This is a genomic window from Maribacter litoralis (assembly GCF_902506355.1).
Lineage (GTDB): Bacteria > Bacteroidota > Bacteroidia > Flavobacteriales > Flavobacteriaceae > Maribacter > Maribacter litoralis.
Genome location: NZ_LR733271.1, coordinates 4,048,354 through 4,061,051, shown reverse-complemented (window position 1 = coordinate 4,061,051; position 12,698 = coordinate 4,048,354). Strand labels below are relative to the sequence as shown.

The following is a 12,698-nucleotide window of genomic DNA, read 5'->3' as shown; positions in this document are numbered from 1 at the left end:
AAGTTTTTATTTTATTGATCCTAATTTTTTCACTTTTCCTTGTTAAAACGACTTGAAATTGTTGTGGTTTTTACCTTTGCTAATAGAGATGCAAAATATGCTTTCATCGATTTGTTTAGATGGTACTTGATTAAATCAGATGGTTTTTGTAACGGATAAAATCAATTGAATAAGCAAAATAGCATCTTTTGTATTATTATAATTAGTAATTTTGCATATAATGAAAAAGTTAATTCACAAATTTCTCTCTGTTACTATGGCAGTTGTAGTGTTTTTATCTACAATGTCATTTAGTGTCGACATGCACTATTGCGGAGATATGCTGGTTGATTTTTCTATCATGGAGCAAGTGAAGACTTGCGGTATGGAAAAAGTTAAAACTGATTGTGATAACACTACTTATACCGAAAAATCTTGTTGTACAGATACCCAATTGAATGTTGAAGGAGCTGAAAGCATGAAAGTATCGTTTGATCAATTATCTTTTGATCAACAGGTTTTTGTGGCTACATTTACTTATTCTTATATCAATCTTTTTCAAGGAATTGATTCTAATGAATTTTCCTATAAAGATTATTCCCCTCCTTTTGTCAAACAGAATGTGCAAGTGCTGCACCAGACATTTTTAATTTGATTTATTAAATAGTTCCGGTTTTTGATCGGAAACTGAGCCCTACAGGATACTTGTTTTGGGCATGTTTTGTTTGTTATTGTTTTAACATCTAAACTTTTGATTTAACTATTTAATATCAATGATATATGCTAAATAAGAGCATTAAATTTCTCATAGAGAACAAGTTGGTTGCTGTATTGTTACTGGTCTTGTTCGTATGTTGGGGTGTTGTAAGCACTCCTTTTAATTGGAACACGGGTATTTTACCATCTAATCCGGTGGCAGTAGATGCCATACCCGATATTGGCGAAAACCAACAGATTGTTTTCAGCAAATGGGAAGGTAGATCTCCTCAAGATATTGAAGACCAAATTACCTATCCTTTAACGACTACCCTTTTGGGTATACCGGGGGTTAAGACCATACGTAGCTCATCTATGTTCGGTTTTTCCAGTATATATATCATTTTTGAGGAAAATGTTGAATTTTACTGGACCCGGAGTAGAATTCTTGAAAAACTAAATTCACTACCAAGTGGTCTGCTACCGGATGGAGTAAACCCCACTCTAGGTCCAGATGCCACAGGGTTAGGACAAATTTACTGGTACACCTTAGAAGGTCGTGATAAAGATGGTAATGTAACAGGTGGTTGGGATTTACAAGAATTACGTAGCATACAAGATTATTATGTAAAGTACGGTCTTGCATCGGCAGGCGGGGTATCTGAAGTAGCTTCTATTGGTGGTTATGTACAGGAATATCAAATAGATGTTGAGCCCGAAAAAATGAGGCAGTATGGTATTGGATTGGGAGATGTAGTTAAGGCGGTAAAGGAGTCTAATCAAGATATTGGGGTGCAAACCTTAGAGATGAATCAGGCGGAATATCTGGTTAGAGGTTTAGGCTACATAAAATCAATTGCAGATATAGAGAATGCCGTAGTTACCTCGAAAGATTTTGTTTCAATACGTGTTAAAGATGTAGCTAACGTTCACTTGGGTCCACAAACCAGAAGAGGTATTTTAGATAAGGAAGGTGCAGAAGTTGCTGGTGGAGTGGTAGTGGCTAGGTATGGCGCCAATCCGTTAGAGGTAATTAATAATGTAAAGGAACAAATTACAGAGATATCTTCCGGATTGCCTTCAAAAATATTAGAAGACGGTCGTACATCTCAATTGACCATAGTACCATTTTATGACCGTACAGAACTTATTCAAGAAACCTTGCATACTTTGGATGAGGCCCTAACCTTGGAGATTCTTATTACAATTCTTGTAATTATTGTAATGGTTTATAATCTGCGTGCTTCTATTCTAATATCAGGATTATTGCCCGTTGCCGTATTAATGGTATTCATAGCAATGAAACTTTTTAATGTAGACGCTAACATTGTGGCTTTATCGGGTATAGCTATCGCTATTGGCACCATGGTAGATGTTGGTGTAATTCTGGCAGAGAATATGATAAGACATCAAGAGGACGATAAACTACGCCTTAATGCCAATGGGGAAGAATACACTACCAATGAAATTATATATAATGCCACTTCAGAAGTTTCTGGAGCGATATTAACGGCAGTTTTAACTACTATCATTAGCTTTTTGCCTGTATTTACCATGATAGGGGCAGAGGGAAAACTTTTTAGGCCATTGGCATTTACAAAAACCATGGCATTAACGGCATCACTGGTTATTGCTCTTTTCTTAATACCGCCAATTGCTGCATTTCTTTTCAGAAAAAGAAGTATAAAAACGGGTACGGCCTATGTTGTTAACGGTCTTTTCGTAATACTTGGTATCACTGCGGTTGTATATGGATTTTGGTTAGGTCTGCTGTTAGTTGCCTTTGGGGTAATTGCTTTTTTAAGGTTGAAAGCATTTATCTCTACAAACCAGGAAAATCTTATCAATATTGGTGTTTCAACTTTAGCAATCGTAATGTTATTGGCGACGTATTGGAGACCACTTGGTTTTGATCGAAGCATTATTCTGAACTTGATTTTTGTCTCCATTATTTGCTTTGGTCTTTTAGGTGTTTTTGCAGTTTTTAGAAGATATTATGATCAAATTCTACGTTGGGCACTTAATAATCGTCTTCTCTTTTTAACGATTCCCACTACTGTTTTGCTATTGGGGTTCTTGATCATGAGAAATACGGGTAAAGAATTTATGCCGGCCCTTAATGAGGGTTCTTTTCTTTTAATGCCCACTTCTTTGCCACATGCCGGTGTAGCAGAGAATAAGCGTGTATTGCAGCAGTTAGATATGGCCGTTGCCGGTATTCCTGAGATAGAAACGGTGGTAGGTAAGTCTGGTAGAACGGAATCTGCACTTGATCCAGCTCCGCTATCCATGTATGAAAATATGATTCAGTATAAGTCTGAATATATGCGGAATAGTAATGGTGATAGACAACGCTACAAGGTAAATAATGATGGCTTGTTCGTTCTCAAAAATGGTCAGTTTGTCATTAACCCGAATAACAAGATTAATGAAGATGCCAGTTACAAAGCTTCACAGCTTAAGACAACTGCCACAAACAAAGATTTTATCGAAGATGAAGACGGATCATATTATAGAAATTGGCGCCCCGAAATTAACAGTCCAGATGATATTTGGAACGAGATCGTTAAAGTGACCAAATTTCCAGGTGTGACTTCTGCTCCAAAATTACAACCTATAGAGACTAGGCTTGTAATGCTGCAGACCGGTATGCGTGCGCCAATGGGCATTAAGGTGAAAGGTCCAGATCTTAATACCATTGAAAACTTTGGGCTGCAATTGGAATCTATTTTAAAAGAAGTAGAAGGGGTCAAAAAGCAAGCTGTATTTGCAGATCGCATTGTGGGCAAACCATATCTATTAATTGATATTAAACGAGATCAGCTAGCACGTTATGGACTTTCAATTATGGATGTGCAAGAGGTGTTGCAGGTTGCTGTTGGGGGTATGCCATTAACACAAACCGTTGAAGGAAGGGAGCGTTATGGTGTTAGGGTTCGTTACCCTCGGGAATTAAGGTCGAATCCCGATGATTTAAAAAGTATATATGTTCCTATAAAAAATGGTTCTCAAGTACCATTGGGTGATCTTGTTACAATTAGGTATGAACAGGGTCCGCAGGTAATTAAAAGTGAAGATACTTTTTTAATTGGCTATGTATTGTTCGATAAGTTAGATGGTTTTGCCGAAGTAAATGTTGTTGAGAATGCACAAGCTTTAATTGATAGGAAAATTGAAGATGGTAGCTTAACGGTACCTCAAGGCATAAGTTATCGCTTTACGGGAACTTACGAAAACCAACTAAGAGCAGAGAAAACTCTTTCTATTGTAGTACCTATGGCACTATTAATTATTTTCTTGATCTTATATTTTCAATTCAGATCGGTAACCACTTCATTAATGGTGTTTACAGGAATAGCAGTGGCTTTTGCCGGCGGGTTTGTAATGATTTGGCTTTACGGACAAGATTGGTTTTTCAACTTTAGTTTGTTCGGTGAAAATTTGCGCACACTTTTTAATATGAAAACCATTAACTTAAGTGTGGCCGTTTGGGTAGGCTTTATTGCCTTGTTCGGTATTGCTACAGATGACGGTGTGGTAATGGCAACCTATTTGACCCAGACATTTGACAGTGAGAAACCAACGGACAAAACAGGAATTACAAAAGCAACTTTAGATGCTGCAGGAAAACGTATTCGTCCTTGTTTAATGACTACAGTAACCACAATATTAGCATTGCTACCGGTATTGACTTCCACAGGAAAAGGTAGCGATATTATGATACCTATGGCAATTCCCATATTTGGAGGAATGATTATAGATATTACTTCATACTTTTTAGTTCCGGTATTGTTTAGCTGGAAAAAAGAATATCAACTTAAAAAATTAAACGGATGAAAAATAGTATTCTAAATCTCTGTTTTTGGTTTGTTGTTCTTTCTGTAAAAGCACAACATGTACAAAAGTATATAGAAGAAGCAGTTGAAAATAATCCTGAGATTCAATCTCTAGAATTAAGATATCAAATTGCGGATGAAAAAGTAAATGAGGCGGCTTGGGTTCCTAATACCGAAATAAGTGCCGGCTATTTTGTAAGTGAGCCAGAAACTAGGGTTGGTGCACAACGTGCCCGAATCGGGGTAAAACAAATGTTGCCATGGTTCGGTACAATTACCGCCCGTGAAAATTACGCTACTTCAATGGCAGATTCGGAGTATGTGGAAATCGTTATCGCAAAAAGAAAATTGGCGCTATCGGTATCCCGGTCATATTATGAGCTATATCTAATACGTTCAAAGCAAAGAATACTTGAGCAGAATATTCAACTATTACAAACCTATGAGCGCCTGGCATTGACCTCAGTGCAAGTGGGTAAGGCTTCTGCGGTAGATGTTTTACGTTTACAAATTCGCCAGAATGAGCTACAACAGCAAATAGAAATACTAGAAGAAGCTTTTATTTCTGAACAGGCAAACTTCAATATTTTACGCAATAGTGAAGCAACCACGGTTGTAGAAATAGTTGACTTATTGGACATGCCCAATGAAGATTTTGGTATAGATACAGAAAAACTTGCCCTTAACCCAGAACTATTAAAATATGATAAACTTTATGAGTCTGTTGTAAAGTCAGAATTGCTTAACCAACGCGAAAGTGCACCTACAATTGGGTTTGGTATAGACTATTTACCGGTCAGCGAACGTACCGATATGGTCTTAGATGACAATGGTAAAGATATTTTAATGCCTATGGTTTCAGTTTCAGTACCCATTTTTAATCATAGATATAAATCGATTTCCAAGCAAAATGAATTACGAAAACAAGAAATAGAGTTTCAAAAGAACAGTCGCCTTAATGTGTTAGAGTCTGCTTTCGCTAAAGCTATTTCAGAACGTAACCAAGCTAGAATAGCCTACAACATTCAAAGTAAAAATGTAGCACAGGCCAAAGATGCCGAGCAAATTCTAATTGCCAATTACGAGACCGGCACAATTGACTTTAATGATGTGTTGGACATACAGGAACTACAGCTCAAATTTGAGTTGAATCAAATAGCATCTATTCAGCAATACTACCTGCAATCGGCAATTATTAATTACTTAATAGACTAGGCTATGGACAAGAAATTATTTGTAAAGAATATGGTGTGTAGTCGCTGTATTAAAGTCATTAGAAGTGAAATTGAAAAGTTAGGTATTACATTGAAAAACATTGAGTTAGGTACAATTACTTATACAGAAAGTTCTAATGATGACTTTGTGAATATACAATCGGCATTAGAGCAAAATGGTTTTGAAATATTACTTGGTCAAGAGCAACGATTGGTAGAACAAATAAAAATTGAACTCATTAAGTTGTTACAAACATTACCGTTTCATTTAGAACATACACTGTCTAAGTATTTAGGGGGTTTAATGGGCTTGGAGTATTCAAAGATTAGTAAGATATTTTCCGTTAATGAAAATGTTACTATTGAAAAATACTTTATAAAACTTAAGCTGGAAAAGGTGAAAGAATTGGTGCAATTGCAAGAATACAACTTTACCGAAATTTCACAATTACTTGATTATAGCAATGTAAATCATTTAAGTAGGCTTTTTAAGAAAGAAACGGGTATGAGTTTAACGGAATATAAAAATAATCAGTTGAATAGAAGAAACACCTTAGACGGAATTACGTAGATAAGAACCATAATTATGACACAAAACTTTTTAACTAGATAATAAATTTGAAATTAAAACTAATATGATGAAAACAACTAAAAGAAATATAGGGTCATTGGTATTTATTACTGTTTTGATGCTATCAGTATCATGCAAAGAAACCAATAAAAAGTCAACACCATCGGCTAAAGAAAGTGTAGAAAAGCAAGAGGTTTTGGATGAAACAGGGACTATGGGCAGTGAACAGAATGTAAGTTCAGAAAGTGTACTTGAAGATTATTTTAATTTAAAGAATGCTTTGGTTGAAGATGATAACAATTCTGCTAAAAAAATGGGCGGTGTACTTGCAGCCTCATTGGGTAATCTCAATAAGTCCGCTTATACGGATAGTCAACAAGAAACCTTAGCTGCCATAGCTGAAGATGCTCAAAAATATGCGGTAGAAATTTCAAGTAGTGATTTAGATAGTCAACGGGAACACTTTAAATATTTAAGTGTAATTATTACTAATATGATCGCTATTACAGGTAGTGAAAGTACGGTATATGAGCAGTATTGTCCAATGTACGATGGTGGTACCGCTTGGTTAAGCACAGAGAAAGCTGTATTAAACCCTTATTATGGTAGCTCTATGCTGAGATGTGGTACGGTACAGAGGGAAATCAACTAAGTTTAAAAGATAGTAAAGAATAAAGTCCTGGTACAGGAAGTGTATTTCTTATGTTAATGGTTAGTGTTTAATCACTTCCGTATCAGGCATTTTTTAAGGTTTAATAACAGTTATTTTTCGGTTCAGGTTAAGCTGTTCCCTATTAATTGTTGAATTTATGGTAGTCCAAGTAAGGCGTTATAGAATCGGTTTTCTATGCTACACCTTATGATTAAGAAATTAAACTAAAGTGCATTATGAAACACGTTTATCACATACACGGAATGACATGTAACGGATGCCGAAGTCATGTTGAGCAAACACTTTCAAAAGTTGATGGTGTTACCAATGCATCTGTAGATTTAGAAAAAGCGGAGGCAACTATTGAAATGCAATCGCATATACCAATAGAGACTTTTCAGAACGTACTGGAGAAAGAAGGCGGTACATATTCTATTCATAGTTCAAGTGAAGTTTTTGATAAGGGTGTATCTAAGAAGGATAACCATGTAAAGAAATCAAAGAAAGGGAACGGCACCTTTTATTGTCCCATGCATTGTGAAGGTGATAAAACATATGATAAGCCGGGTGATTGCCCGGTTTGTGGTATGGACCTGGTTGAAGAACAGAACCTCTCTTCTACATCATCAGAACAGTGGACTTGTCCTATGCACCCAGAAATAGTTAAAGATGAAGCGGGATCATGTCCTATATGTGGTATGGATTTGGTTCCTATGGAGGCTGATAGTTCTGCAGAAGAGAAAACCTATAAGAAATTGCTCAAAAAATTCTGGATCGCATTAGCATTTACCTTGCCCATATTCATTATTGCTATGAGCGAAATGATTCCGGATAACCCGTTATATAAGGTTATGCCCCAGAAAAAATGGAACTGGATTCAGTTTGCCTTATCAATTCCGGTGGTGTTCTATGCTACGCGCATGTTTTTTGAAAGAGCGTATAGAAGTATAAGGACATGGAATCTTAATATGTTTACCTTAATTGGTATCGGTGCCGGTGTTGCATGGCTTTTTAGTGTCTTTGGTATGTTGTTTCCAGATTTTTTTCCAGCACAATTTAAAACGGAATCCGGTGCAGTGCATGTGTACTTTGAAGCCGCAACGGTGATATTGACGTTGGTATTAATGGGTCAGGTATTAGAGGCCAGGGCACATAGCAAAACAAATTCTGCAGTAAAGGAACTATTGAAACTTGCCCCAAATAAAGCCATAAAAGTTGTGGATGGCAAAGAGGAAGAAGTAGCTATAGATACCATTGAAAAAGGAGATGTTTTACGAGTTAAGCCAGGTGATAAAATTCCTGTAGATGGTAAGATTACTGAAGGAGACATTACTGTGGACGAGTCCATGATCTCTGGTGAACCCATACCGGTTAATAAAACCGTTGGTGATCATGTTAATAGTGGAACCATAAACGGAAACCAATCATTCTTAATGCAGGCGGAAAAGGTAGGTAGTGATACCCTTTTATCTCAAATTATCCATATGGTGAACGATGCTAGCCGTAGTCGTGCGCCTATACAAAAGTTGGCCGATACCGTTTCCGGGTATTTTGTGCCGGTGGTTGTCCTTGTTTCCCTAATAACATTTGTAGTATGGGCGATCTGGGGTCCTGATCCTGCGTATGTTTATGCCTTGGTCAATGCAATAGCGGTTTTAATAATTGCTTGTCCCTGTGCTTTAGGGTTGGCCACGCCCATGTCAGTAATGGTCGGTGTTGGTAAAGGAGCTCAAAACGGGGTGCTCATTAAAAATGCTGAAGCACTTGAGAAAATGGATAAGGTAAATACTCTTATTGTTGATAAAACAGGTACCATTACAGAAGGAAAACCAACTGTTGATAAAATAGGGGTTTTCTCTAAAGATTATACAGAGCATGAGATTTTACATCTAATTGCATCTCTGAACAACTCCAGCGAGCATCCACTGGCCCAAGCCACGGTAAAGTATGGAAAAGAGAAACAGGTAGAGATATCTAAAACAGAACTGTTCAATTCCGTAACAGGTAAAGGGGTAGAGGGTAGTGTAGACGGTAAGTCTCTCTATTTAGGCAATGCTAAAATGATGGAATATGCAAATGCACCGGTATCGTCACAAATGCAATCAGAAGTTCAGGACCATCAAAAGCAAGGTAAAACAGTTTCATACTTAGCGGTAAATGAAGAAGTAACAGGGTATGTTGTTATTGGTGATAAAATTAAACCCTCTAGTGCAAAGGCCATTAAAGAACTACAGGATAAAGGCATAGAGGTGATAATGTTAACCGGTGATAACCACAATACGGCACAAGCTGTTGCCGGTGAATTAAACCTTACCGATTTTAAAGCTGAAATGTTACCCGAAAATAAGCTCAATGAAGTTGAAAAATTGCAAGAGCAGGGTAGGGTTGTGGCCATGGCCGGTGATGGTATTAATGATGCTCCTGCCTTGGCTAAAAGTGATGTGGGTATAGCCATGGGCACAGGAACGGATGTTGCCATTGAAAGTGCCATGATCACATTGGTAAAAGGAGATTTACATGGTATTGTAAAAGCTAGAAACCTTAGTCATAAAGTAATGCAGAACATAAAACAAAATCTCTTTTTTGCTTTGATCTATAATACACTTGGTGTGCCCATAGCGGCGGGAGTGTTATTCCCATTTTTTGGCATACTGTTGTCGCCAATGATCGCGGCTTTAGCAATGAGTTTTAGTTCTGTATCGGTAATTGCAAATTCATTAAGGTTAAGAGGTTCAGATTTAGATTGATATAAAAAATGGTAAAGCGTAAAACGGCATTAAGAATAAGAAAAGCACATAGGTATTTGGGTATCTTTTTAGGTATTCAGTTTTTGATGTGGACGATTAGTGGAATGTATTTTAGTTGGACGGATATAGATGAAATACACGGGGATCATTATAAAAAGGTAGTTCCTGAACAGGCATCTTTTTCAAATTTGATAGGAAGCTCCCAAATAGCTATTCAAGAACCTATCAAAACTTTAGAATTGCTGGAAATTGCTGGGCAACCTTATTATTGGATCAACAAAACAAAGCTTTTTAACGCACGTACAGGGGTAATAAAAGAAGGGCTCACAGAACAAGAGGCATTAAAAGTTGCAGACCGCTTTATGCTTTCTGACTTAGAACGTGGGCAAATACAGAAAATTGATGCTGTGGGCAAGCATCATGAATATCGCGGAAGACCTTTACCTGCTTATGAAATTTCTTATAAGACAGATAAAAACTTAAAGGCTTATGTAGCTGTCAATAATGGCAGGTTTCAAACAGTTAGATATAGAGATTGGCGCTGGTTCGATTTTCTTTGGATGACCCACACTATGGATTATCAAGGCAGGGACAATTTTAATAATATAATACTTAGAGCCTTTTCCCTTTTGGGATTGATTACCGTTGGTAGCGGATTTTTACTGTGGTATACAAGTTCGCCTACTATTAGGAAAATTAAAAAGAAGTTGAATTAAAACTAAAAAATCATGAAAACAGAAGAACATAAAAATCATAAAATGGATACCAATAACTATACAAAATTTGCATTGATGCTAGGGGCATCGTTTGTGGCCATGTACATCACCATGTACCTAAACACCTATGCTATAGACCATGTTTATTTTAGTCTCACAAGGTTTTATATGAGTTGTTTGGGTATTTCGACCATGGCATTGATCATGTTTTTTGCAATGCGTAATATGTATAAGAATAGAAAAAAGAATATAGTTATAATCGTTGGTAGTATAGCTTTGTTTTTAGGTGCTTTGGGCTTGGTTAGGGTACAAGCACCCATTGTAGGCGATGTGTTGTGGATGAAGGCAATGATACCGCATCATTCTATTGCAATTTTAACCAGTGAGCGTGCAGATATTCAGGATCCAGAGGTCAAAAAGTTGGCCAATGATATTATCAAAGCACAAAAAAAGGAAATCGAAGAAATGAAGGCGATGATCAAGCGCCTTGAAAACGAAAAATAAGTATGAAGAAAAATGTTCTTTACCTAGTTGCCGCCGTGTTCGTAGGGTTGCTTTGTGGCTATTTTATATTTGGCAATAATTCTACTGCACCGGGTGAAAAAGTGCTCAATGATCATGACCATGAAGAGGTTGGGTCCAGTGAAATGTGGACCTGCTCTATGCATCCACAGATTATGCAGCCAGAACCAGGCGATTGCCCTATATGTGGTATGGATTTAATACCTGCGGAGACAAGTGCGGACGGACTTTCGGCCAACGAAATTAAAATGACCGAAAATGCCGTTGCCTTGGCAAATATTCAAACAACGATAGTTGGCTCGGTTGCCGGTGAATCTGGGGAGAACAGTATTTTACTTTCCGGTAAAATTGTACCCAATGATGAAAATAATGCGGTACAGGCCAGTTATTTTGATGGTCGATTAGAACGTTTACATGTTAATTATGAGGGGCAAAAGATCCAGAAAGGCCAGCTATTGGCGACCATTTACTCCCCTAATTTGGTTGCGGCACAACAAGAGCTTTTGACCACGGCAACCCTAAAAGAATCTCAGCCGGCGTTATATGAAGCGGTGAGGAATAAATTGAAATTATGGAAATTATCCGATGCTCAAATTGCCGCAATTGAAACTACAGGTAAGGTTAAGGACAATTTTCCTATCTATGCTACGGTAACCGGTACCGTTACAGAGGTTACGGCTAGGGAAGGAGACTACGTAAAACAAGGTCAGCCTATATTAAAAGTGAGTAACCTTACTACGGTTTGGGCAGAATTCGATGCTTATGAAAATCAAATACCAAGTTTAAAAGTTGGGCAGAAAATAAAAGTAGTGTCAAATGCTTATGCAGCAAAAGAATTTGAGGCAATAATATCTTTTGTAGACCCAATTTTAAGCAATGCTACTCGTACGGTAATCGTTAGGGCCATTCTTAAAAATACAGATGATTTATTTAAGCCAGGTATGTTCGTTACCGGTAAAATATCTGGTGACACCAACCATAATGAGGAATTTATTACCGTACCGGCAAGTGCCGTAATGTGGACGGGGGAGCGGTCTCTAGTATACGTAAAAACTAGTGTGGATCAACCCATTTTTGAAATGCGGGAAGTAAAAATCAATGGTAGAAATGGTGAAAACATAACTATCGCTAACGGCTTACAGCATGGAGAGGAAATTGTTACCAATGGTACGTTTACCATTGATGCCGCTGCACAGCTACAGGGTAAAAAATCTATGATGAACAAAATGGGAGGAAGGGTAATGACCGGTCATGAAAATCATACTGGGGTGGAAGCTACTAGTAATAAAGCTGAAACATCATCTCATATGGAGATGGAATTTTCAAAGTCTTTTCAAGATGATTTTTCAAAGGCCTTGCATACCTATTTAGAAATGAAAGATGCATTTGTTTCTGGTGAACCCCAGCAAATTACTTCTTTGGCCAAAAAAGCGGCTGCTGCTTTTGAATCATTACCCAAAAAAGATTTGGGTACACTTGAAAAAGAACATTTGGAAAAAAGTATCGACATGTTCTCGGCAATCGGTAATAGTGGTAATCTAGAACAACAAAGGGAACATTTAGTAGTCTTAAATGAACATATAGTAGCTATTACCATGAATTTGAAATCACCTGCTGAAAACTTATACGTACAGCGATGCCCTATGGCCAATAATAACCAAGGTGCGGTTTGGCTAAGTCTTGATGAAGAAATTAGAAACCCATATTTTGATAGTGGTATGTTAACCTGTGGTAGTGTAGTACAAGTGATTCAATAGACCGCAGA

General features: G+C 37.3%; 9 protein-coding genes. All 9 read left to right on the top strand.

Going from position 1 to position 12,698, the window contains the following annotated elements; translation table 11 throughout:
• The first annotated feature begins 220 nt into the window (after nt 1–220).
• The 9 genes from EXIGUO8A_RS17270 to EXIGUO8A_RS17230 all read left to right on the top strand — a co-directional run bounded on the left by EXIGUO8A_RS17270 (nt 221) and on the right by EXIGUO8A_RS17230 (nt 12,690).
• Nucleotides 221–634, top strand: coding sequence for an HYC_CC_PP family protein (locus EXIGUO8A_RS17270; protein ID WP_159304134.1), 414 nt, complete (start codon nt 221–223; stop codon nt 632–634).
• A 125-nt stretch (nt 635–759) separates the two neighbouring features.
• Nucleotides 760–4,512, top strand: coding sequence for an efflux RND transporter permease subunit (locus EXIGUO8A_RS17265; protein WP_159304133.1), 3,753 nt, complete (start codon nt 760–762; stop codon nt 4,510–4,512).
• Nucleotides 4,509–5,726: a TolC family protein gene (locus EXIGUO8A_RS17260; RefSeq protein ID WP_159304132.1), complete on the top strand. Its 1,218-nt coding sequence runs from the start codon at nt 4,509–4,511 to the stop codon at nt 5,724–5,726. Before EXIGUO8A_RS17265 ends, EXIGUO8A_RS17260 begins: the two co-directional genes overlap by 4 nt.
• Nucleotides 5,727–5,729: 3 nt before the next feature.
• Entirely contained in the window at nt 5,730–6,296 is a 567-nt protein-coding gene (locus EXIGUO8A_RS17255; protein ID WP_159304131.1) for a helix-turn-helix domain-containing protein, read from the top strand.
• Between the two features lie 67 nt (nt 6,297–6,363).
• Nucleotides 6,364–6,948, top strand: coding sequence for a DUF3347 domain-containing protein (locus EXIGUO8A_RS17250; RefSeq protein WP_159304130.1), 585 nt, complete (start codon nt 6,364–6,366; stop codon nt 6,946–6,948).
• A 236-nt stretch (nt 6,949–7,184) separates the two neighbouring features.
• Complete coding sequence (locus tag EXIGUO8A_RS17245) at nt 7,185–9,695, top strand: heavy metal translocating P-type ATPase (RefSeq protein WP_159304129.1); 2,511 nt, start codon at nt 7,185–7,187, stop codon at nt 9,693–9,695.
• A gap of 8 nt (nt 9,696–9,703) precedes the next feature.
• Complete coding sequence (locus EXIGUO8A_RS17240) at nt 9,704–10,411, top strand: PepSY domain-containing protein (protein ID WP_159304128.1); 708 nt, start codon at nt 9,704–9,706, stop codon at nt 10,409–10,411.
• A gap of 12 nt (nt 10,412–10,423) precedes the next feature.
• A complete protein-coding gene (locus EXIGUO8A_RS17235; RefSeq protein ID WP_201304134.1) occupies nt 10,424–10,915 on the top strand; it encodes a DUF305 domain-containing protein in 492 nt (163 codons plus the stop codon).
• 2 nt (nt 10,916–10,917) lie between these two features.
• On the top strand, nt 10,918–12,690 hold the full coding sequence (locus tag EXIGUO8A_RS17230) for an efflux RND transporter periplasmic adaptor subunit (protein WP_159304127.1): 1,773 nt from the start codon (nt 10,918–10,920) through the stop codon (nt 12,688–12,690).
• Nucleotides 12,691–12,698: the final 8 nt, after the last annotated feature.